Origin of the sequence: Pedobacter sp. 22226, from assembly GCF_052045455.1 — a bacterium.
GTDB lineage: Bacteria > Bacteroidota > Bacteroidia > Sphingobacteriales > Sphingobacteriaceae > Pedobacter > Pedobacter jeongneungensis.
This window is the reverse complement of sequence record NZ_JBQEPB010000005.1, coordinates 39,635-63,658: the sequence shown is the minus strand read 5'-3', so window position 1 is coordinate 63,658 and position 24,024 is coordinate 39,635. Positions and strand designations below refer to the sequence as shown.

Below are 24,024 nucleotides of genomic sequence, written 5' to 3'. Positions count from 1 at the left end.
CCACATATAGATTTATATGTGGTTATAATGTTACCAATTATGGCTACTATATGATCAATATTTATTAAATATGCTTAATTAGCTTTTAATTTTGGCAGATCCTGTAATTTTCTTTCCTGTGGTGATAACTTTTTCCATGCAGCAAAGGCACGTGAAATATAAAAAGCATAACGAAACGGTCTTTCGGCTTTTACGGCCTCAATAGAAGGCCTGTAAATGATCATAAAATTTTTAAGTTCTTCGCCTTCCAGTTTAGTAAGATCGGTAATGGCTTTTGGCGTAAAGTTTTCGTCGATTTCATCCTGGTACATTTCTTTTTCTTCTAAATCGGCTTCTTTACGCTGCTGTCTTTTATATTTACCATAACCTAAATTCAGGTTTAAGCCCCCAACCTTATCAGTCATGCGCTTACGGTTTAGGTTACCGCCGGTATTCAATAAAGTATATTTCTCTGCCAACGGATCCTTTGCATCCGTAACCTGGCTGTTCATACGTACTGCGGTAATGTCTACATCTTTTAAACTGTTCGATTTTACAGGAAGGTAAATGGTTCTGTTTAACAGGTTGGTTAAATATAGTGTATCAGTATGATAGCCTACCGCAGAAAATTCAATCAGATCGCCAATGTTGGCAGCAATGGTATATTTACCCTCTCTGTTGGTACTGGTAGATTTTTTACTGTTCAGGTTTCTGATGGAAACGCCAGGCAATGAGAGTGTTTTTTTCGAATAATCGAAAACTGTACCCGTAGTTACCGTTTGTGCAAAAACACCCATAGGTAAGGCAAGCAATAGAAAAATGATCAGTTTGTACATACTCAAAAGTAACTTAGTTCGACATTTAAAATCTGCATTTAACAAACTTTAACATTAGAACAAATGAATCAGGCTAGTGTTTTTAAATAATTGTCATCGTCAAATCCAATTAGTATGGCTTTGTTGTTCTGCTCAATAACGGGGCGTTTGATGGCGCTTGTATTCTCTTTTAAATAAGCAACAGCAAGTGTCTGATTATCAATTTTTGACTGCTCTTCTTTAGTCAGTTTTTTCCAGGTTAAGCCTTTTCGGTTCAACACGGTTTCCCATCCGAAAGTATTACACCATTCGTTTAATTTTTCTTCGGTTATGCCTTTTTTCTTGAAATCGTGAAATTCGAAATCTACCTGATGGGCCTTTAACCAATCGAGTGATTTTTTAACTGTATTGCAATTTGGAATTCCGTAAACGGTCATGTTGAATAATGTAAGATGGAAAATGTATAATGGACAATGGAGAAACGAATCCAGCTATCCGTTTCAAAGATAATAAAAAAGGGAGGATGGAGGGGAAATAATGTCCAATATCAAATATGTAAAATGGAAGATGGATGATGGAAAGGACAATACCCAATGCCAGGCGTTTAAGAACTAACACAAAAACCTTAATGTACTTAAATTCTTAATGGTCGAATAATGGAAGATGGGAAACGGATGATAGAATGACTATTACTATCTTAAAAATCCTGTAATCTTATAAATCCTATTCGTTCGTCACATTTTTTGCGCCATTTGTCACATTTTAAATATTGCAGGCGATTCTCTTTGTAAAATTGTCTCATTAATTAAAACAAAATGGAAATTCTTTCTGGTCATTCATCTGCCATCAAATCCAAAAACATCAACCAGCTTGAATTTTGGATTTCTACAACTCTATATGTGCTGGCCCTAATTGGTATCTGCTCATCTACAATCTATAGTTCGAGCAATTCTTATCGTTTTGAAGAAAGCCATATCGACTATAATGTAATGGCTAACTTCTTTATTCCGGAATTATTTAAGATCACCAGCCTGTATATCAGCTTTTTATTGTTCAATTTTTGCTTCATGCCCCAACTTGCCAATAAGAATAACATAACACTAAATCTTATTCTTACGGTTTTAGTCACAGCGTTCTCTGTAGTTGCCTGGATGGTTTACAACACCTATTCTCAAGCATATCGGTTAGTTGAATATGATAACATCGATAACGCTTACGGGATCTTTTTTGGCGAAGCTTTTACTTATATTTTCTTTTTATATCTACTCTTTAATGCTTATGCCTATTTTAATGAGCGGGGCTTAGAATTACTAAAAAGAATACCGTTATTAAAAAATTACCATAACAACATCGTTCCGGAACTCTTTGTAAGCACCAAAATCTGGCTGATTACGCTAATGATTTTTACTGCAGTACTTTCTGTGAAGATAGATTATGAATTACTGGTCATCTGGAGTATTGTGCCTCCGGTAAATATTTTTGTTGCCTTTTGTGCCATTTATTACATTATTCCAAACCTCAGAAAGGATTTTAAAGGTTTTGGGCGGTATTTTTGGGGAAATGTGGGCATCACCATTATTATCTCACTCCTGCTCTTAATTATCCTTATTCCTTTTATGCGTAATGGCGCAATTGTTCCGGTTACGTTAATTTTAAATGCGATATGCTTAATCTGCATTACTACGCCATCTGCCTGGTATATTTACAAACATAAATTTGAAAAACTAAGCGAAATCCAGATGCTGAAAACGGAACTGGGAAAATCGGATGCGAACCTGAATTTCTTAAAATCGCAGATCAACCCGCACTTTTTGTTTAACGCTTTAAATACCTTGTTTGGAACAGCCTTACAGGAAAATGCAGAAAGAACGGGCGAAGGGATACAGAAACTGGGCGATATGATGCGTTTTATGCTCCATGAAAATACACAGGATAAGATTTCATTAACCCGCGAGGTAGAATACCTGAACAACTATATCGATTTACAAAAGCTCCGCACCTCTCGCTCTGCGGATATCAGGATTGACACCCATATTGAAGAACAATTGAACAATTTGCAGATTACACCCATGTTATTGATCCCCTTTATCGAAAATGCGTTTAAACATGGCATTAGTTTGCAACAGCCATCTTATATTAAAATCACCTTACAAACTAAAGAAAGTACTTTATATTTCGATGTAAGCAACAGCATTTACATTAAAGCCGATAATGATCCGGAAAAATTGAAAAGCGGTATCGGACTCGAGAATGTAAAACAACGTTTATCATTGCTTTACTACGGAAAACACGAACTGATTATCCGCGAAAGTGCCAACGAGTTTTTTGTTCATTTAACTTTGCAGTTGGATTAGTGATACGTATCTTCAGCAATTAAATAAACGGGTATAATAATTTATATTGATAAATTTGGGTGATTCGTCCTTTCGACTGGAGCGCAGCGTAATGGAGAAATCTTTGAATGATGTTTAAAAGATTTCTCCGCTACGGTCGAAATGACGATCGCTTGTGTATCTACGGAAATGCTTCCTTTCTCAGCACGACAAAAAAAGAAAAAAGTAAAAGAAAAGACCATAGAAAATGATTGCTATTGCTATAGATGATGAACCGATTGCGCTGGATATTATAAAATCTCATGCCTCAAAAGTTCCGTTTGTAGAGTTGCAGCAAACTTTTACTGATGCTTTTGCGGCCATCAGTTATCTTCAGCATAATAAGGTTGACCTGATTTTTCTGGACATCAAAATGCCTGATATCAGCGGCATTGATTTTTTAAAGAGTTTGAGTAAAGCACCGATGGTGATTTTTACTACAGCTTACACCGAACATGCGGTACAAAGTTTTGAACTGGATGCTGTTGATTATTTGTTAAAACCTTTTTCACTTTCGCGTTTCTTAAAGGCCTGCAATAAAGCACAGGAACTCTTTAATCTTCGAAACCTGAAACTGGACGCAAAAATGGAGTACATTTTTGTAAAGGATGGTTATGAACAAATTAAGGTTAATTTAGACGAAATCCTCTATGTGGAAGCCTCTGGAAATTACACCCAGATCCAACTGAAAGATAAATTATTAAGCTCGCGCATCACCATAAACGACCTGGCCGAATTGTTGCCAAAAACAGATTTTATCCGCTGTCACCGGGCTTTTATTGTAGCCAAAAACAAAGTATCCAAATATGACCGCAACCAAATCTGGATCGGTGATAAAATTATCCCAATTGGGGCCACTTATGGTGGAATACAACTTATTTAATTTAGACCTCGCAGATTTTCGAATAGGCAAGGTCTGGAACAGCACTATAAAATGCAGAACCAGTATTAAATAAACCTGATAGTAGCGTAAAACCCGCAGGTGAGGTACGAACCCAGGCTTTGAAGCGGATAGCAGGACTCCTTAACCCATGTGCACCGGGCCCTGCTTTTCCAAAAAAAAATTGAGCACCTGAGTTACTGCGTGTATCTTAACCTCGCAGATTTTAAAAGCCTGCGAGGTTGTAACACATTATTTTACGTTTACCCTTATTCCGGCTGAGTGCGTGGTAAATTCAGGTGCATACATGCTCTGCAAACTGGTAATGCCATTCGAAAAGTTTCCGGAATGGGTAACCCGCAGCGGATATTCGAAAACATAAGTTCCTTTTGGCATGTAACTGATAAAGAAATTAGTTGAGGCATCTTTTGTACTCTCATAATAACCCAAACCATCCTGGTATTTATAGCGCGAAATCAAATTTACGGGTTCGAAACCTGAGGAACGCATATCTTTTAAATGGATATATTCCATGTCCCTATCGCAATAAATTTCTATACGTACCTTCAATAAATCGCCCGGTGCTAAAATATTGGCACCAGTAAGTGGCGTGAGCACATCGCCTTTATCGCTGGCTTTCTGAATAAACAATTGCTTTTTAATTTTAACACCGGTATTCGCTGACGTAATTTTATCCAGTTGCTCAAAATATTGCCAGTATAATGCACCCCAGGCGATGGTTTGGTTATTATTTTTAACTTCTACCCTGCCCATTTCAGGTTTAACATTTACACCTGCAATGGTTATTTTCTGATAGCCGGTTCCGGCCTCTTTTGTAGCATTGGGTTGTTGTAATTCCGCCAATTTCTGACCTCCAATGGTTATTTCAGGTTCATTATTTTCAGTTAATAAATCTGTTCCCCTCATTAATAAGGCGTAACACGCAGCTGTGGTTGCTTTTGTCGTTCTCCAATCGTTTGTTTGTTTATTTTTGAGCAACCAGATTTTCATTTCCTCAACCGCTTTGGTATCATTGGCCACTTCATCAAAAGCTTCAATCAATAAAGCCTGCGTTTCAACCGGACTTTGGTACCACCACCAGCCAGCTTTATTGGTGGCCCAATACATGCCCAGTTCGTCGTTTTGTTGTGCGGTTTGGGTTAACAGGGTGATGATTTTTTTTGCTTCTACATTATAGCCGTTTCTGTTTAGCACCAATGCTGTTTGAGCCAACTGATAAGTATCGAAGGTTTTCCAGGTGGATGCCAGTTTTTTGAGGTAAAAATCTTTAGCCTTTACGAAATCAGAACTGGTATTTTTTTGATCGGTATAACTTCTGGCAAAAAGGTAATGTAGTGGCAAATAAGCAAATCGTTTTCCTTTTATTTCATCTTTATAATCTTTTACCAGGGCTGCATCTAAATAAATAATGGCTTTATTGAGCATGGTATTAAATTTCGGAGAGGCTTTTTCATCAATTAGTTTCAGTTTTTTTAACTGGCCCATGCCTAAAACAATATGCTGCGTAATGTACCTGTCTTCCTGCATGCCACTAAACCAGGGGAAAGCACCATTATTAAACTGCATTTTTTCTAACTTTTCAAAATTGGCTTTTAATTCATAAGTCATTCTGTTAAGGTCGAAAAGTACAGCCAAACGTTTTTTACGATCACTTTCATGATCTGCATTACGTACCCACGGGGTTTCTTCTAATAAAATAGATTTCAATTCCTGGTTTTTTTCCAGATTGGATAACAGTGCTTCGCCGTTATTGGTATTTTTCCATTGCTCAAAAACCGTTTTAATTTTTGGCGATGAGTTAATAATCCCCGTTGCAAAACTATTGGCGTAAAAACGGCTGAAAGTTTGTTCGGCACACTCGTAAGGATATTCCATTAAATATGGCAGGGCTTGTACGGCGTACCAAACCGGGTTGGAGGTAAATTCGAAAGTTAAACTTTGGTTGCGTAAGGTTTTGGAACTTCCCGATTTTTCGAGCTTTTCAAAATCGAATGTTTTAGTGGTATTACCGCGAACATTTATCGGCATACTTTCGGTAACCAACATGGCATTTGCTAAAACCGGAATGGTATTTTCTTCGCCATCGCTAAATTTGCCACTTTGTGCCAAAACTTTATAAGTTATTGCATTAATGCCTGATGGAATAATGAGTATCCATTTTAAAACGGCATTGCCTTCATTATCCACCTCAAAAGTTTTTTCTGATTTATCATTTGTGCCGAAAATCCGGATTGGTTTTCCTGTTAAAGCATCTGTAAGTGTTAGACTGGCATCACCGATTAGTTTTTTACCAGCCAGGTTATTAAGTTTGGCACTTAATAAAATGGTATCACTCTCACGGAAAAAACGCGGAGCATTAATGGCAATGGCCAATTGTTTTTGCGTAACCAGCTCGTTGGTGATGGATGCGGTTTTTAAATCTTTGGTATGCGCAAAACCCATCATTTTATAACGGGTTAAACTCTGCGGTATGGTAAATTCTATTTTGATTTCGCCTTTGGCATCGGTTAATAACTGCGGATAAAAAAATGCAAGCTCGTTAAAGTTGGTACGGGGAGTAATGTTAGTCTTTTTATCTTTAAGCGCCTCTATTTCTTGATTCACTCCTGCTGATTTTTCATCACCTGCCATGGCAAAAGTCAAAGTATCTGCAGATCTACTACCATAAATCGCTGATGTTGCTAATCCGGCAACTTTTCCCTGTAAAGGAGCCGCTCCCCGTATCTGCATTACCGCCCCGGTCATACTTTCCTTTCTTTGCGCACCATAACCAACAACTACTACTTCATTTAAAGCCGTACCATCTTCTTTCAGCGTTACGTCTACACGTTTTTTATTGCCAATTTTTACAGAATATCCCTTATAGCCAATATAAGCGAAATTCAATTTATCACCTGCTTTGGCATCAATGGTATAAATACCAAAAACATTAGTTGTGGTTACCAATTTACCCGCTCTTACCTGAACCCCAGGCAATATTTCGCCCTGGCTATCGAATACCACGCCATAAATTAGCTTACCATTTTCTAACTCTGCCAGCTTTTTAAATGCTTCAGGAGATAAACCCTTTCTTTTAGGTCTTTGTAAATTATTCATATAGTTACGGTAGCCATAATTGTAGCCTCCGTAATAGTTGTAACCAAATAAATTCAGGCTTTCGTAACCACGTGTAATTACACTATAATTGTTATCAGATCTTAAAAACCATAAGTAACCCGGGTTGGCAACATTGTTTGCATTGAAGTTCCAGTTATAAAAATCATAGTTAAAACTGGTTTGCAAATTCGTATTCCAATTCATTTGCTTAAGGTCGTCCAAACTTGCATCGTAAAGTGTGGCCACCATTTCGGCCATTTGCTTCTCACCCTTGTTATTACTGATCTGGAGTTTCCAGCTTTCCTTTTCACCAGGCTGTAATTTATCCCTGAAGGTTAAAAAGCGGATGTTCAGCTCTTTCTTTGGATCTGCAATTTTAACCTGTTGCATGGAATTGTAAACGGTACCTTGATGCACCATGGTAAACTGTACGGCAAAACCATCTTCGTAGTAGGCTTTTGGTTGAATTTTAACAATGGTCTGTTTTGGCGATAAGTTAATCCAGACTTTTTCGGCAATGCTATCGCGATAATAAACCTCGTAATAAGCCTTACTGTTCTCTGCCAGCCCTGCCAAACGGAATATAGCGCTTTCGGTTGGTTTGATTACGCTAATTTCTGGTGTAATCCATTCGATGTTTGATTGTATTACCGCGGATTGTGCCTGATAGACGACCAGGTATTTATCTGTTTTAACCGTATCATTTTGCCCGCTTACCGCCGCAATAGTGATTTTATAATATCCTGGTTTCAGGTCTTTTTGGCTGAAGGTTAAATTTCCACGACCGTTTTTAGCCGTCAGGTTCTGTTTAAATTCTACCGATTTTATTGGCCATTTGGCTACTTCGAGCTCGTTGTTATAATCATCATCCGGAAAGTTTTTAATAAAGGCCTCCCTGCCCATAGCATAATTTTCGGCATAAAACGGACTTTTGTTCATCAGCCTTGATGGTGCCTGCAACAAATTCCATTCTGCTTTAACATCGGCCTTAACAGGTTCGTTATTTAAATTGGTTACCGAAAAGGAAATGCTATCGGTTTTATTGCTTAAATACACAACTTGCTCACCGCTGATATTAAGTGCAATATCCTTTTTTCCTACATTTATAGTGATTGTCTTCGAGCGGGTTTCACTATTTAAATCGGTTACATCAGCCACAATTTCGTAGCTATAATTTGCCCGGGTATCAGTTGCCTTTGCAAAAAACGCGATCCCGAATTTACCACCTGTCTGGGTAGTTGTTTTGCCAATGGCTACCTGTTTTCTTTCTGAGTACATTCTTGAGCCATAAACAGCACTACGTTGTTCGTAAGTGAAGCGATAATCATCCATCACCCTTCTAAAAACCTTATAATTTACCTTCGCGTTGCTTACGGAGTATCCTGAAAAAGAACTGGCTTTTCCCTGTACCTTAATGCTATCGTTCAGTTTATAGTGCTTATCAGGCTTATCAAAAACCACTTCGAAAGTTGGTCGTTTATATTCTTCAACCTGGATATAAATACTTCCATATCCGGTTTCAATTTGCATCTGGCCATTTAATAAACCCATCGGAATGCTAAAAGACCCCTGAAATGTGCCATAATCATTACTCATTGCTTTTGAAGTTGCGATCTCTTTTCTATTGGCATCTTTAAAAGAAACATCAACAGCTTTATTTACTTCAATTTTATTTTTCCCATTTTGGACTTTCAAACATAATCCTTTATAATAAACCGTTTGTCCCGGGCGGTAAATCGGCCTGTCGGTAAATAGAATTATACGTTCTTTATCTTCATCATCATCCCGGTAGCTATTGTAATTATTAATTTTGATCTGTAATTCATCTTTACCAAGCGTTATGGATGCGGCGCTCATACTTCCTTGAATTTCATTGGTACTGGCATAACCGTTATCGTTGGTAGTTAACAAATCTCCATCAATATATTTACGGGTATTGTAATCATACCTGCGCTGCCTGATCTTCACATTTTTTAAAGGTGCGCCGTTCTTTAGCTCACTAACAAAATATTCGTGTTTATCCACATTACGTCTATTAATTACCGCCATTGCTGTAACCTTAAAATTGATGTTACTATAAACAGTATCGTTTTGTGCACGGTTAATGGTTTCAACAATTAAAGTGTAACTACCAAAAGGTAAAGCATCTATTTTATCAACCAGAGTGTGGGTTTGATAATCCTTTGTTTTAGGCGTAGTTATTGCCCATTGCCTGATAACCTTATTCTTTTTTAAAAAGGCTAAAAATTCTGTTTTATCCCTAAACTGTTCATAATCATTTTTAAATTGAGGCGAGTTGTACAACCTTAACTGTATGGTATCTGTATTTTTATATGATAAATATAACTGGCTGGGTTGATCAGGCTGCACAAATTCTTTTACTTTAACCGATAAGTTACTGCTTTTAATTTCTTCGATTAAATTTTGGGCATTTTCTGCACCAATACTTTTTGGAAAAGCATTAATCGCTTTTTCGGCTAAAGCAACTGCCGCAATCAGGTTTTGTTTATTGGTATCAACCGGTAATTGTGCATTTTTATGCATCAGGGCCTGTTCATACAGAATATCAGCGTAAACTTCGGTTTGTTTGCTTTGCTCAGCCAACTCACCTAAGGCCTTGTAATATGCTTCAAGGTCTTCACCCGTAAAATGCTGTTGCACAAATTTTAACCGTTTTAAATCCACATCTGCCAGTGCCGAAAAATTATTGCTGTGTTGATGAAACCTGATCAGGTTTTTAAACACCTGTATTGCCTGCGGTTTAAATGAAGTGCTGTCGGCTGGTATTGTAGTGGCCAGGAAAGTTTGCCTGTTGTTAAACCAGTTTACATTACTCATATCAATTAATTCATCATCATATTGGGTAAGGCCGATCTGTGTATTGCTAAAAACATCGATGGCACGGTGCGCCAGCAGGTCGTACAAAGTTGGCCGAAAGCTTCTGTATTTTTTATCGCCAGCTAAAACTGCATCAAGGGTATCTACTCTAGTCTGCTGTAAAACCTGACTTTCTTGTAACGATAACAGGTAATATTTAACCGTTTCATCATTCAGTTTTTTTATGCTCCAGGTTTTAATGTCATCTCCAATATCGCCCTGCACCTGTGTACGCTGGTTAATCTGCCATTGGTTTTGCTGCAGGTAATTCCAATAGGTTTCGGCTAAAAGCGATTGCAAAATGCTTTTTTCGGGCTGTTTGGCATTACTGATATCTTTACGTAAATCAACTAAAATCTTATCAAACGCATTCTCTTCCAAATAGCTTTGAAACATCATCCGGTAAATAACCGATTTAATTATTAATGGCGTATTGTGTGTTTCATGAGCCTGTTTATTTATTTTTTCTACCAGGGCCAGTGCATCTTTGGGTTTAGCCAGATTAGCAATGGAATCGACCCTGTAAAAATCGTTGGTTGTATATTTTCGTTGCGCGGAGGCATTAAACGTTAGTAAAAAGATTAAAATAAATAATGCAGGGAGGCGTAATAATATGTTCATAAGATAACGTTGCGTTTTAATATAGATGGCTGGCGCGTAGAAATTCCATAAGCCGTTAAAATTTATCTGATTCTTTTACGAATCTAAGTATTAAAGAATTAAATGTTACAACCAGCAAACATTAAGGTTTTTAACATTCGGGCCATAACATTATCTTTGTCCCTATGTCAACACAATTAAAAAATCTATCCGATTTCTCTCACACCACTGTTCCAAGTGGTGCAAACTATAAATTCGGGATTATTGTAGCCGAGTGGAACGCCGAAATTACCGGTGCTCTGTACAATGGTGCATTAAAAACCCTGTTAGCAAATGGCGTTGCCGAAGAAAACATTATTTCTTTACCTGTACCCGGAAGCTTCGAATTAACCGGTGGAGCAGAAATTTTGCTAAGTAAAAGAAGCGATATTGATGCCGTAATCTGCTTAGGCTGTGTAATACAGGGCGATACCAAACATTTCGATTTTATTTGCGATGCAGTGGCGCAGGGTGTAACCAATGTTGGCATTAAATACAGTAAACCCGTTATTTTTGGGGTATTAACCACCAATAATTTAGAGCAGGCGCAAGACCGTGCAGGTGGTAAACATGGCAATAAAGGCGATGAGGCTGCAATTACTGCAATTAAAATGGCCGATTTTTCTGCACAGATTTAAACTTGTGTTTTAATAATTATTTGTAACTTAGAAGTTTAAAATTTATCAGATCGATGAAAAAAGTAGCCATCCTGTTATTGGCGGTGTTCAGCACCATTACCATTTTAGAATCTTGTTCTTCTAAACTTTGCCCTGCTTACGGATCTTACCCTGAAGGCAAACGCAGAAGAAATTAAGCTTCTTATCTACAATCTTCATTTTCAGGTCATTTGCAGAACTTTATTCAACTGCAAGTGTTATCCCTGTAAACAATAATATATATCATGACTTGGGTTAACTTAACTTCAATAGAACAACTTGATGAAATCAAAAATGCAAGCGGTTTTAGCCTTATTTTTAAGCACAGCACGCGTTGCTCCATCAGTTTAATGGCTAAAAAGAATTTCGAATTTGATTGGGATGTGATTCCGGCAGATACCAAACTTTATTTTTTAGACCTGATCAGTTACCGCGATATTTCTAACAAAATTGCCGAAGTATTTCAGGTAGCGCATCAATCGCCACAGATTTTATTGATCAAAGACGGCGATTGCGTATTGGAAGCCTCGCACAGCGATATTTCTGCCGAAGAAGTTGCAGAGGTAATTGCAGCTTAACGATAAATAAAAAAACGTCATCCTGAATTTATTTCAGGATCTTAAATGCCTGAAATAAAATTTGGGCATTTTTTTATTTCTAAGGCTTAGGGTTAAAAAATAATTTTCTTTTTTATTAGAAAAGCAAGGTCCGGTTTTTCATCGGTTACGATAGCCCTGCTGTACACTGTAGTTCCGATTGAAAAAATCGGAAGCTGCCGTTCCCATCAGGTTTATACCCTTAAGGCCAGTGAACAGAAAACCACCAAACGTTCCTACGGAACGAAGAATATTGCCGATAGTTAATTAAATAGAAGGGTGCCGTCCCAGCGGGACGAATAATGGGTAGACACAGATAATTTATTATTTGTGTTCGTTCCGTAGGGACGTTTCGTGTATTGGGATTTATAGTTCCGGTCTGTGAGGACACAAACCGAGGATCGGAGGCTTTTATGTTTTGAAACCACCAAACGTTCCTACGGAACGAAAGAAGCCGCTTTTCTTGAATGTTATCTTATAAATCGCTCTTCCGGAACGTAGAATATTGCCAATAATTAATTAAATACAAGGGTGCCGTCCCAACGGGACGAATAATGGGTAGACACAGATAATTTTTATTTGTGTTCGTTCAGTAGGAACGTTTCGTGTATTGGGATTTATAGTTCCGGTCTGTGAGGTCACAAACCGAGGATCGGAGGCTTTTATGTTTTGAAACCACCAAACCTTCCTACGGAACGAAAGAAGCCGCTTTTCTTGAATATTATCTTTGAATCGCTCTTCCGGAACGTAGAATATTGCCAACAATTAATTAAATACAAGGGTGCCGTCCCAGCGGGACGAATCATGGGTAGACACAGATAATTTATTATTTGTGTTCGTTCCGTAGGAACGTTTCGTGTATTTGGGTTTATGGTTTTGGTCCGTGAGGACACAAACCGAGGATCGGATCAAAAAAAAAGGTCCCAATTTACATCAGGACATTTTAGAATTTATGATTGTCATAGCCTAAGCTACAACAGTATTTTCTATTTTTAATACCTTCGAAGTTTTATTTCTGGTTGCTTTGCAAAGCTCGGCATCCTGCGCAAGTGATTTTCCGTAGGTTGGGATCATCTCTTTAATTTTAGCCTGCCATTCGTCAGTTGCCAGATCTTCAGCAAAACAACGGTTTAACAAATCGAGCATAATCGATACTGCTGTCGAAGCACCCGGCGAAGCACCTAACAAAGCTGCGATAGAACCATCGGCTGCACTTACCACTTCAGTACCAAATTCTAAAATGCCACCTTGCTTTTCGTCCTTTTTAATTACCTGAACACGTTGTCCGGCATATTCCAGTTCCCAGTCTTTAAGTTCGGCTGTTGGTAAATATTCTTTTAAAGCTTCCAACCTGTCTTCTGGCGATTGCCTTACCTGCTCGATTAAATATTTCGTTAAATCGAGGTTATGCAATCCGGCAGAAATCATCGGACGGATATTATTGAATTTAATTGATTTCGGTAAATCTAAAAAAGAACCATTTTTCAAAAATTTGGTCGAAAAACCAGCATAAGGCCCAAACAATAAAGCCTGTTTGCCATTAATCATCCGGGTATCCAAATGCGGTACCGACATTGGCGGTGCCCCAACCGCTGCTTTTCCGTAAACCTTGGCGTGGTGTTTTTTAATAATTTCCTCGTTGGTACATTTTAACCATTGTCCGCTTACCGGAAAACCGCCAAAACCTTTTCCTTCAGGGATATCCGATTTCTCTAACAATGGTAACGAACCACCGCCAGCACCTATAAATACAAATTTTGCTACACGCTTACGTTTATCTCCAGTTTCAAGATCTTTAACCTTAATAATCCAGTTACCGTCTTTATTCTTTTTCAGGTCGCGGATTTCGTGGTTAAAATGCATGCTAACATTACTTTGCTCCTTTAAGTTGTTAAACATGTCGCGGGTTAAGGTTCCGAAGTTGACGTCAGTACCAAGATCCATTTTGGTTGCAGCAACTTTTTCACCTTTTTTACGGCCATCCATAATTAATGGTGCCCAGTTTTTTACCTGCTCCGCATCTTCGGTATATTGCATATCGCTAAACAAATCGCATTGGGTTAATGCATCGTAGCGTTTTTTAAGGTAATCTACATTCTTTTTGCCCCAAACAAAACTCATGTGGGGAATATTGCGGATAAAATTGCAGGGGTCAGAAACCAATCCTTTATTTACCAGGTAAGACCAAAATTGTTTAGATACCTCAAAATGCTCTGCAATCTGCACCGCTTTTTTAATTTCAACCGTACCATCCTTCTTCTCGGGGGTATAATTTAATTCGCAAAAAGCCGAATGTCCTGTTCCGGCATTATTCCATGCATCAGAACTTTCTGCTGCCGCAATATCCAAACGTTCGTAAATTTCGATACTTAAATTGGGCTCTAGTTGTTTTAATAAAACACCCAGGGTTGCACTCATGATGCCGGCCCCTATTAAAATTACATCAGCGTCAGTTTTACCAACTGTCTTTTTCTTTTTTGTCATCTTACTTTAAAGGATTTACAAATTTAGAATGATTTTAAACATCCCACGAATTTTAAGGCATTAATTCTGAAAAAAATTGCCTAAAAATTAGAAATATTCCCTTTTCTAATAGGCATTTATCAAAGTTTAGTCCAAAGTTTAAAAGCTTAATTCTTAAATTTTAAAAAGACATTAAAACAACATTAGCAAGGCATTGCCAATCTCTTAAAAAGCCCTCCAATTAGATAGGAAATTTTATCATCAACCGTTAAAAGCACAGTAATTTTTATTATTTCTTCAATAAAAAATAAAATCACCGTTATAAATTCATACAAACAATGATAAAAAATGATTTTATATTTTTTTCCCTACCAAAAAATTAGCTTTATACATCTATTTATAAAGCAATTTACCTCATATAAAAGTTATTCTTCTTCTGCACTGTACTGTTTTTTACTTCATGCGGTGGAGAGAAAACCGACCAGTTGCTGCTCTAACTCGACAAAAAGAAACTGGAAAAGCATATTAATTATGATAAATTAGTCCTCAATATGGCTTAAAATATTAATCAATTTACCAAAAGGATCGCGGGTGTAAAACCGACGGACGCCCCAAGGTTCATTAACCGGACCATACTCGACAGGAAATCCGGCTGATTTCACTTTTTCAAATACCACATCAACATTTTCAACCTCGATGGATAAATCTGGCGTTGGCGTACCCGATCCGCCTTCGGAAGCGAAACTGATTTGTACACCCATTTTTTGATTAGCAGCTCCATAGGTGGCAATCCAGCCATGATCCATCATTAGATCAAGACCTAAAATATCTTTATAAAAACCTGCTGCATCGGTAATTTTTTGGGTATCGATGTTGAGTACAATCCTTTTTACCATAACCAGATAATTAAAATTTTTAAAAAAGAAAAAGCCCTGCAACGTTTATTGCAGGGCTTAACAAAATAAGTATTTAATTTTTAAGTTTCGCTTTAAATACTTTTTCCAGTTTATCTATTTTTGGCTGGATCACCAACCTGCAATAAGGCTCGCTGCCATTTTTGTTAAAATAATTCTGGTGATAGTTTTCGGCTACATAGAATGGTTTGGCGGCCTCAATGGCGGTAACTACTTTTTTGCCGTAAGCATTGGTTTTATTTAACTCTGCTTTATATTTTTCTGCCAGCTGTTTCTGCTCAGGTGTGTGGTAAAAAACAACAGAACGGTACTGAGTGCCACTATCAGCTCCCTGACGGTTAAGAGTTGTAGGATCGTGGCTTTTCCAAAAAACTTCCAGTAAGTCATCATAAGAAATCACCATCGGGTTATAGGTAATTTCCAAAACCTCTGCATGCCCGGTTGCACCTGTACAAACTTCTTCGTAAGTAGGATTAGTTAAAGTACCTCCTTCATAACCCGATCTAACCGAAGTTACACCTTTCAAACGTTGAAATATTGCTTCGGTGCACCAAAAGCAACCCATTCCGAAAGTTGCTTTCTCTGTCTTTTTTCCTTGTGCATTCGCCTGGTTTAAGGCCAATACCGCAAACAGGATTAAAATTATTTTTTTCATGTGTGTGTTTTTATTTGTTAGTCGAAAATAATCCATAAACCTCATTGCGGATCGAATTATTTACATCTAATTATACGCAAAAAAACAGGCTGTAGTTTGCATTAAATTAATAATGGATTTTGTATGACAATCGTAACAATTTGTTGATTTCGATGTTAATGTTAATAACTTAAATTACTGATTAACAAAATTTTAAATAGCTATTTTACCAGCTAAATGCACTTATTAACAATTCTTTTTTAAATTCGTATAACATTAAAATTTAAAATTATGTCTACACCGTATATTCCTTGTTTAGATTTAGGTTCCTACATCAATGGTTCTGAAGAAGAACGTAAAAAGTTTTCTGATGAATTGGGCAGGGCTTTTAACGATTCGGGTTTTGTTACCATTACCAACCATGGTTTAAGCCAGGAATTAATCGATAAGCTTTATGAAAATATTAAAGCTGCTTTTTCTTTGCCTGTTGAAACGAAAAGAAAATACGAAAAACCAGAATTGGCTGGGCAACGTGGTTACACCAGCGCAGGTAAGGAAACAGCCAAGGGTGCTAAAACGCCAGATTTAAAAGAATTCTGGCAAATTGGTCAGGAAGTGACTGATGGAGATCCGGTTAAAAATGAATATCCTGACAATGAGATTTTAGAAGAACTTCCTGAATTTAACAAAGTAACAGGCGATATCTATAAAAAACTGGAAGAAAACGGAACGCATTTATTACGTGCCATTGCTACCTATTTAGAGTTGCCGATCAACTATTTCGACAAACATGTGCATAATGGAAATTCGATTTTAAGGGGCATTCACTACTTCCCGATCGAAAATCCTGAAATTATTCCTGATGATGCTGTACGTGCGGGAGCCCATGAAGATATTAACCTGATTACCTTATTAATCGGCGCCAGTGCAGATGGACTGGAAGTATTAACCCGCAGCAATGAGTGGTTACCGATTAAAGCGCACCATACGGATATCGTGGTAAATGTTGGCGATATGCTGCAACGTTTAACCAATAACAAATTAAAATCGACCACCCACCGTGTGGTAAACCCTCCGCGCGAACTGATGAAAACTTCGCGTTTCTCAGTACCATTTTTCCTGCACCCACGCAGCGACATGGATTTAACCAGCTTACCATCAACCATAGATGCGGAACATCCAAAAGCTTATAGTGATATGACGGCTGGAGAATACCTGGATGAAAGATTAAGAGAAATTGGATTGAAAAAGTAGTTTGGGAGCCTGGACTTGTCAGTTTGGAGCCTCCATCCAACCTTAAATAAGAAATTAAGCATCGGCTAGAAACCGGTGCTTTTTTTTGTTAGCGTTTTACTGCCCTTTATAATTACTAACCAAAAACTATATTAATTAAAAGCTAATCTGCACAACTAACGAATAAATATTATATTTGAATTAATCCCCGTTTAATGATAGCATCCTGTTAAAAAAAGAATTATGCTAAAAGAGGATTATCCGGAAGCTTACCAAAATTTATTTGCAGTTTTCAATGCCATTCATCTGCTTAGCGATGAACTTAAAGCTGCTATTGTTAACAATAGCCATCTGGTTAATGTTAAAAGAAAAACCATACTGTTAAATGCCGGCGAAAGCAGCAATACCATCTATTTTATTGTATCGGGGGCAGCCAGGGTATATTACCTCAATAAAGACGGCAAACAGACCAACACCTGGTTTTTATTCGAAAATGAACTGCTCATTTCGGTGTATGGCTTTTTCACCGCTCAGCCCAGTTTTGAATATATAGAAACGCTCGAAGATTCGGTATTGATTGCTGTAAAACGCGAAAAACTTGACGAAATGTACCTGCAGTTTATGGAGTTTAATTTTATCGGCAGAAAACTCACGGAATATTATTACATCCGGAACGAAATACAGGCCAACGACTTGCGGATGTTAAGCGCAAAAGAGCGCTACGGGCAATTGCTTAAAAGGAGTCCGCAGCTTTTTCAAAGGGTTTCTTTGGGGCATATCGCATCATATTTAGGTATCTCGCAGGAAACGTTGAGCAGAATCAGAAAGTAGTTGTCTTTTTTGATATTTATCAAAAGTTTGGAGATCAGGTAGATGTAGATTTGGTTAAACTAAAAAACGAAAGTCTATGATATTAAAAACTATATTCAGCTTTCATCCCAAATTTACTATCCCATTTTTATTTGTTTTTGCTTTAATAGCATTCTGGTCTTGTAAGAAGAATAATTTTCTTCAACAAGATCATGAAGTCATTACGAAAAAGGTACTTTCGAAAGAATCACCTGATTTTTCTTCCAGACTTGCGGCAATAAAGGAAAAATTCTATGCTAATAAACTAGATCAAAAATTAATCCCCAATGTCAAACAATCCATTGTATGGAAACCAGACTGGGAACACCCCAGCACACAGGTGGTAAACGACAGTGTGTCCTATATTTTTTACCGCTTAAAGGCCTATCTTAAACAAGATGGCAAATTACTGGAGGCAAAAGAAGTTGGCATGGCCACTTATCTGATGGTAAAAAATGAAAAAGAATTCTTTAAAGCTTTTTATTACCATCCTGTAAATGTAGCAGACAAGGCTCAAAACTCAAAGACATTCTCGGTTGAAAACTTTACAGGGAGCCTCCTATTGAAAAACCTGGCGAATGGAAAAAGTTTTCTGTTAGATTATGTAAATGGAACTGTTAGCCAGTCTTATAGTAAAAGAAGGTTACTGGCAGTAAATAGGCAGACAATTAAACGTCCAGATGCCACCTCTTATATAGAAACTCAGTGCCACACTGAATTGAGGAGTTGCCTATTTGCTTCTGACAGCCCTGGGTATTGCAGTGGAATACAGATTGTTTCCAGCGAAACCTGCCAATGGCCGCCGAGTATGTGCGGCGTTACTTATTCTCTTATAGATTCGAGTGAAGAAACTATATGTGAAGATGTTTGGTTTCCAGATCCACCGGCTGATCCTGGGGAGAGCGGTGGCAGTGGGGGTGGGGAAAACGCTTCGGAATCAAACACTATCCCCGAAGATCCATATATGCCAGGTCAGGATCATGAAGCAATAAACCCAAAAGATTATGCTAAGTGCTTCGAAAATATACCAGATGCTGGTGCTAGCTATAAAATTTCTGTACAAGTACAGGAACCATTAGAAAATTCTGACTGGAACTATGGGAAGAATGGTGTTGGCCACACAGCAATTACCTTGACAAAGATAGGTAGTAATGGAGAAAGCATTACACAAACAATTGGATTTTATCCCGCGGGCAATAAATTTGAGGGACCTTCAAAAATAGTTGATAATGCAAGTAATGATCCTATAAGTTTTACTATTCAAATGAATTTTGAACTAGGTTCAAATGGAGATAAATTTGATTCAATATTGGATTATATTTCAAATCCACCAAAAGAATATAAATTATTAGGGATGAATTGCACTGCATTTGTATTCGACGCATGCAATAGTGGGGGGATAATTCTTCCTAGCCCATGGTCAAACATTGCAGGATTTATGGACCCATTAAATGTAGCTCGTGCTATGACTCCAGCTGGCTTAGGTCAATCTATGCGTTCTTTAAAAAATAATGGAGATAACAGGATTAAGACAAATCCTGGAAAAGCTCCTTTAGGAAAAGGATCTTGTAAATAAAACTTGAAATAATGAAAAAGACACTAATAATTTGCCTTTGTATTTTGATACTGATTAATATACCTCCAATATCCTGGTTTTGCAAGATCATTACTGAAGACTACACTTATTCATCCTATAATGGAGTGATTCAGTATCAAGAAAACTTAATGAAAGGAACAAATTTTAACACCTACGCTGAAAGCTTTGATGAAAGAATTAAAAGCGATCCAAATATTAAAGACAAACAACTGTATAGAACTTTTACATTAAAACCCTGGCGATTTTGGGAATGGCATGAATGGGTTATACACTATAAAAGATTTATGCTTCCCTATATTTCTGAAGAACAAATTTTAGAGAATAGAAAAAAAGAGGGATTACCTGAAAAATATTAAAATAGTGATTCTTAGAGATGCATGAGTAATCATTAAAAGCTAAAATATTTGCCTTTGTGACTTATGAAATACTTAAAACCTTTATCGATCATTTCCTTTCTGCTCATCAACGGATTAGGAGAACACGGGATTCCAATTTTTGCTGGGATTGGGCTTTGTACGTTTCAGTTTGTAGGTGATTTACTCACATACACCCACAATAAAAATGTAGATATTTCTTGGTCATTAGGCCTAGTTGGCCTCTCAACAATTGTTTCTATCTTGATCATATTATTATCAAGGACATATAAAGATCGCTATCCAATCCTAGTTTCTTTTATAATTTTATGCAGTACTGGAGCCTACATGTCGGGCATTCTTCGTCACTACAATAGAATTGAACCTTGGTTTATATTTCCGTTGTTAGTGTTTGTAATAAGTTCTGCGATATTAACAATAAAGATTTTTAAGCCATTGGATGATCTTAATTCCTCGACAGCTGATTCAAATTATAGCATAAACAAATAACATACGAGAAAAAACATTAGATAATTATCCAAGAATTTGAAAAAGATACTAATAATCTGCCTTTGTATTTTGATACTGATTAATATTCCGCCAATATCATGGTTTTGTAAGATCATTACCGAAGATTATACCTATTCATCCTATAATGGAGTGATTCAGTATCAAGAAAACTTAATGAAAGGAACAAATTTTAACACCTACGCTGAAAGCTTTGATGAAAGAATTAAAAGCGATCCAAATATTAAGGACAAACAACTGTATAGAACTTTTACATTAAAACCCTGGCGATTTTGGGAATGGCATGAATGGGTTATACACTATAAAAGATTTACGCTTCCCTATATTTCTGAAGAACAAATTTTAGAGAATAGAAAAAAAGAGGGATTACCTGAAAAATATTAAATTCAGTGAAATTCATAATTTATCTTAATAGCTGATGACTGTTCATCGGCTATTTTTTTGACTTTTATCAAAACCTAATCCGTTAAGTATTAATAGCTTTACTCAACTAAATTTAGGGCAATGATTTTCACTTTCAATTACAAGCACACTGTTCAATTTCTTCTGGTTTTATTGCTTATTCTAACCACCTACATCGGTATTCCTTTAAATGGCGGAGATAAAGGCTGGATTTATGTAAATGGCATATTTCGAGATTATTTAGCGAACAGGACCTATTTCTTAATGTCGTCTGTTCATTTTTCAGTATTTGACTTTTTTGTATTCATCAGTAATATATTTTTATACCTGGCTCCTGTTCTGGTGTTTACCAGGCTTAATAAAATCGGTGCTATTTATATTCCATCCACATTTTTAATATTCAGCCTTATTTATTTTCCGTTAATGGTTATTCTGCTTGTTCCTTATCTGGTAATCTGGATTGCTTTACTCATGTATTCGAGGCGTACGTTGGATTATAGTTAGATAAACTAATCTCCTTTTTTGATAAAAGTCAAAAGCTAAAAAAGTAATTCAATATAGTTTTGAGTAAACATTTAACCCGCTATGAAATACTTATTTTTGTTATTGTTTATCGTTTTGCCCTACACTAAATCCAGCGCACAAAGTGTTTCTGATTTTGAAATAGAATTTAAAGAAATAGCCCAGCAGCATTTTCCTGATAAAAAAGTTGATTCCCTATATAAAAAGTACAACCATATATTATTCTGGTTTAATCCCAATAGTCAATTGGCTGCCAGTATGAAAAATATGGAAACTGCCAACTATCCATTAAGCAACTTTAAGCAATCAAATGTTTATAAAGAAAATATTGATGCATTATTAGCTGATACGTTGAATCGAAAATATTCATTTGGATGTTTTCTTGCCTGTGCGGCCAATGATACTTCTAAAACGGACAAAATAACAGCTTTATTAAAAAGGAGTGATTATAAAGATTTCTGGCTTGCTACTATCTTAACTTATTTGCATTCAAAGGATTTTGAACCTATAATAAAATGTATTATCCGCTACAAAGATAATGATGGTACAAGTTACTTAATAGATGATTTTTTAAGAATGGATAAACAGCGCTTAAACAAGTTTGGCCTGGATAGTATTAGCAGTAAAGACCGTGTTATTCAATGCCTTGCCATTAGGACTTTAGCTAAAACAGAAAATAGTGCCCAAAAAGAAAAAGTACTTAAAGAAACTGTAATTACAACTGACACAGCTATGAAAGGCTGGGCGATTGCTGTTTTAGCGCATTTACACGCTAAAGAAATGCTACCTGTTGTAAAGCCATATTTAGCAAATAAAGATCTTCATCAAATTTGTTTAAAGGCAATTGCGAGCAGTACTTCGTTTATTGATATTCAATACCTGGATAGTTTAATTAGAAATCCGAAATCAGATGATGCATTGTTACATGCACTTTTAAGTTCCGAAAATGATATTTCTTTAAGGAAGTGGTTTGTTCTTGTTAAAAATGAAAAACTTCCGGATAATTACTATATCGACCTTTTTGGAAACAGCTTATTTTATGATGACAGATATTTTGATCAGATATGTGAAATTATCATGAAAACACCCAATGAAAAACAGCTTTATCAACTGATGGATTATTTTAAAAATAAAAAAGATGAGCGATCCATCAACTTTCTTAATAAATGCTTAAATCATCCGGTTGCTTCCGTGAAAGAAAAAGCCAAATATTTTTTAAATAAAAATTGATTATTTAAAGCGATCCGGAAATATGGGCTAATCAAGTTTACTAATGGTAAATATTAAATCAACATTATAATTTAACGCCTTGGTTTAATCGCACTGCTATATATTTTTACAAAGTTGAACTAAAAAGTTAATTTCATTTATCTTAGAAAAAAAATTAAAATCTATGTATAAACGCTTATTAAACCTCTTATTTACCTTAACAATGATGCAAACCTGCTTCGCTCAAAGCAAGAGCATTAAAGACCTCTATTGGGATTATTCTCAGATCAGAATGACCGATACCGAGAAACCAAAAGTTATTCAGTTGGCAGAAGAACTGATTAAAAGATCTCCGGAACTTACAAAAACCCAGCTGGGCAATGTGAGTTATCATTTAGGAAGGCTTTATGAAGAAACCGAGCAAACAGAAAAGGCCATTCCACAATATGAAGAAGCCATAAAAATTACGCCGGCTTATTATGTTCCGTACCGTGCCTTAGGTTTTATTTTTGTTAAAAAATGTAATGCTCTAAGCGCCAAAATAAATGAAGCAGGAAAGGCAAAAGATTCAAAATTACAAGGCGAACTTTACGCCCAGTATAAAGTAGTTGCACTTAAAGCATTGCCATATCTGGAAAAATCGCAAGCCTGCGATCCGGACGATGAAACTAAAACCATTATCACAAATTTGTACCGAAGCCTTAAAGACAACGCTGCTATTGCTTCACTTGATGACAGACTTAAGAAAAATGCAGCAAATTGTGTGAGTTTATTGGAAGACGAGTATTAATACCAGAAGCGAATAGATAAGAGTTGTCAACCTTAATAAGCAATTAGTCATTAAGGTTGACCGCTCTAAATTTTTAATTCTTCAATAAACTTCGTACGGTAACCTGAGGCACTTCTCCAGCAGGCACGATGAAAATCGCATCGTTTTCGATCACCTGACCCTGATCGAAATAATAGCCGGCAGTTACCGGCAATACGGCGGTAATGGCTTTCCCATCCTTATCTTTTGTAGGATAGGTTACATTAATCAAATGGCTTTTCATGCTCACCTGAACCTTTTTTGAGGTTAACCTTGCTCCTGTGGCATTTACACAATCCAATTCTATAATTTTCGAATTACTGATCCCAGTAAGGTCCAGTGAGCTGGCCAAACGAATGTTAAAAGATTTACCGGTATTGTTTTTAACAGAGGCTAAAACTTTATAGCGGTCGAAATTCTGATCTTTTATGGTCAGCTTTTCTTTATTTGTAACAGAATAAGTTACGGCAATTCCGTCTATATTTACAGTTTCACCATCTTTAATCTGCTGTGCATTTGAGGTGAAAGCTATAGCCAAAAAAGGCAGTAAAATTGTTAACGTTCTAGTCCATTTCATAGCA

At 36.7% G+C, this 24,024-nt stretch carries 20 protein-coding genes; 13 read left to right on the top strand and 7 right to left on the bottom strand.

Translation table 11 applies throughout. From position 1 onward, the window contains the following. Positions 1 to 74: 74 nt before the first annotated feature. Complete coding sequence (locus ACTJKC_RS12390) at positions 75 to 815, bottom strand: carboxypeptidase-like regulatory domain-containing protein (protein WP_344852702.1); 741 nt, start codon at positions 813 to 815, stop codon at positions 75 to 77. A 68-nt stretch (positions 816 to 883) separates the two neighbouring features. After that, the gene (locus ACTJKC_RS12385) at positions 884 to 1,231 is read right to left on the bottom strand and encodes a Spx/MgsR family RNA polymerase-binding regulatory protein (protein WP_440792310.1); all 348 of its coding nucleotides are present in this window, start codon (positions 1,229 to 1,231) and stop codon (positions 884 to 886) included. Between the two features lie 378 nt (positions 1,232 to 1,609). On the opposite strand from ACTJKC_RS12385, the gene ACTJKC_RS12380 reads away from it, so the two are divergent. Together ACTJKC_RS12380 and ACTJKC_RS12375 are read left to right on the top strand one after the other, a co-directional pair. Beyond that, positions 1,610 to 3,148 (top strand): sensor histidine kinase, encoded by a 1,539-nt coding sequence (locus tag ACTJKC_RS12380; protein ID WP_440792308.1) that lies wholly within the window; start codon positions 1,610 to 1,612, stop codon positions 3,146 to 3,148. 226 nt (positions 3,149 to 3,374) lie between these two features. Continuing rightward, on the top strand, positions 3,375 to 4,049 hold the full coding sequence (locus ACTJKC_RS12375; protein ID WP_440792306.1) for a LytR/AlgR family response regulator transcription factor: 675 nt from the start codon (positions 3,375 to 3,377) through the stop codon (positions 4,047 to 4,049). Positions 4,050 to 4,298: 249 nt separating this feature from the next. On the opposite strand, the gene ACTJKC_RS12370 is transcribed toward ACTJKC_RS12375, so the two are convergent. Further along, the gene (locus ACTJKC_RS12370) at positions 4,299 to 10,661 is read right to left on the bottom strand and encodes an MG2 domain-containing protein (RefSeq protein WP_440792304.1); all 6,363 of its coding nucleotides are present in this window, start codon (positions 10,659 to 10,661) and stop codon (positions 4,299 to 4,301) included. A 164-nt stretch (positions 10,662 to 10,825) separates the two neighbouring features. Between ACTJKC_RS12370 and ribH the strand changes: the two genes are divergently transcribed. The 3 genes from ribH (at position 10,826) to ytxJ (ending at position 11,913) form a co-directional block, all read left to right on the top strand. Next, positions 10,826 to 11,317: a 6,7-dimethyl-8-ribityllumazine synthase gene (gene ribH / locus ACTJKC_RS12365; RefSeq protein WP_025145257.1), complete on the top strand. Its 492-nt coding sequence runs from the start codon at positions 10,826 to 10,828 to the stop codon at positions 11,315 to 11,317. A 53-nt stretch (positions 11,318 to 11,370) separates the two neighbouring features. Then, positions 11,371 to 11,493, top strand: coding sequence for a hypothetical protein (locus ACTJKC_RS12360; RefSeq protein WP_255352041.1), 123 nt, complete (start codon positions 11,371 to 11,373; stop codon positions 11,491 to 11,493). An 87-nt stretch (positions 11,494 to 11,580) separates the two neighbouring features. Then, entirely contained in the window at positions 11,581 to 11,913 is a 333-nt protein-coding gene (ytxJ, locus tag ACTJKC_RS12355) for a bacillithiol system redox-active protein YtxJ (protein WP_344852696.1), read from the top strand. Positions 11,914 to 12,897: 984 nt separating this feature from the next. On the opposite strand, the gene ACTJKC_RS12350 is transcribed toward ytxJ, so the two are convergent. The 3 genes from ACTJKC_RS12350 to msrA all read right to left on the bottom strand — a co-directional run bounded on the left by ACTJKC_RS12350 (position 12,898) and on the right by msrA (position 15,963). Next, the gene (locus ACTJKC_RS12350) at positions 12,898 to 14,415 is read right to left on the bottom strand and encodes a malate:quinone oxidoreductase (protein WP_344852694.1); all 1,518 of its coding nucleotides are present in this window, start codon (positions 14,413 to 14,415) and stop codon (positions 12,898 to 12,900) included. Between the two features lie 518 nt (positions 14,416 to 14,933). Beyond that, entirely contained in the window at positions 14,934 to 15,290 is a 357-nt protein-coding gene (locus ACTJKC_RS12345) for a VOC family protein (protein WP_440792300.1), read from the bottom strand. 73 nt (positions 15,291 to 15,363) lie between these two features. Then, complete coding sequence (msrA, locus tag ACTJKC_RS12340; protein WP_440792298.1) at positions 15,364 to 15,963, bottom strand: peptide-methionine (S)-S-oxide reductase MsrA; 600 nt, start codon at positions 15,961 to 15,963, stop codon at positions 15,364 to 15,366. A gap of 270 nt (positions 15,964 to 16,233) precedes the next feature. Between msrA and ACTJKC_RS12335 the strand changes: the two genes are divergently transcribed. The 8 genes from ACTJKC_RS12335 (at position 16,234) to ACTJKC_RS12300 (ending at position 23,425) form a co-directional block, all read left to right on the top strand. Beyond that, positions 16,234 to 17,196 (top strand): isopenicillin N synthase family dioxygenase, encoded by a 963-nt coding sequence (locus ACTJKC_RS12335; RefSeq protein WP_344852691.1) that lies wholly within the window; start codon positions 16,234 to 16,236, stop codon positions 17,194 to 17,196. 222 nt (positions 17,197 to 17,418) lie between these two features. Further along, a complete protein-coding gene (locus tag ACTJKC_RS12330) occupies positions 17,419 to 18,006 on the top strand; it encodes a Crp/Fnr family transcriptional regulator (RefSeq protein WP_440792296.1) in 588 nt (195 codons plus the stop codon). 76 nt (positions 18,007 to 18,082) lie between these two features. After that, positions 18,083 to 19,600, top strand: coding sequence for a hypothetical protein (locus ACTJKC_RS12325; RefSeq protein ID WP_440792294.1), 1,518 nt, complete (start codon positions 18,083 to 18,085; stop codon positions 19,598 to 19,600). Between the two features lie 11 nt (positions 19,601 to 19,611). Continuing rightward, a complete protein-coding gene (locus ACTJKC_RS12320) occupies positions 19,612 to 19,977 on the top strand; it encodes a hypothetical protein (RefSeq protein ID WP_440792292.1) in 366 nt (121 codons plus the stop codon). 681 nt (positions 19,978 to 20,658) lie between these two features. Beyond that, the gene (locus ACTJKC_RS12315; protein ID WP_440792290.1) at positions 20,659 to 20,886 is read left to right on the top strand and encodes a hypothetical protein; all 228 of its coding nucleotides are present in this window, start codon (positions 20,659 to 20,661) and stop codon (positions 20,884 to 20,886) included. A gap of 120 nt (positions 20,887 to 21,006) precedes the next feature. After that, on the top strand, positions 21,007 to 21,408 hold the full coding sequence (locus ACTJKC_RS12310) for a hypothetical protein (protein ID WP_440792288.1): 402 nt from the start codon (positions 21,007 to 21,009) through the stop codon (positions 21,406 to 21,408). 81 nt (positions 21,409 to 21,489) lie between these two features. Further along, a complete protein-coding gene (locus ACTJKC_RS12305; protein ID WP_440792286.1) occupies positions 21,490 to 22,656 on the top strand; it encodes a hypothetical protein in 1,167 nt (388 codons plus the stop codon). A gap of 163 nt (positions 22,657 to 22,819) precedes the next feature. Next, on the top strand, positions 22,820 to 23,425 hold the full coding sequence (locus ACTJKC_RS12300; RefSeq protein WP_440792284.1) for a tetratricopeptide repeat protein: 606 nt from the start codon (positions 22,820 to 22,822) through the stop codon (positions 23,423 to 23,425). Positions 23,426 to 23,498: 73 nt separating this feature from the next. On the opposite strand, the gene ACTJKC_RS12295 is transcribed toward ACTJKC_RS12300, so the two are convergent. Then, complete coding sequence (locus ACTJKC_RS12295) at positions 23,499 to 24,020, bottom strand: hypothetical protein (RefSeq protein WP_440792282.1); 522 nt, start codon at positions 24,018 to 24,020, stop codon at positions 23,499 to 23,501. Positions 24,021 to 24,024: the final 4 nt, after the last annotated feature.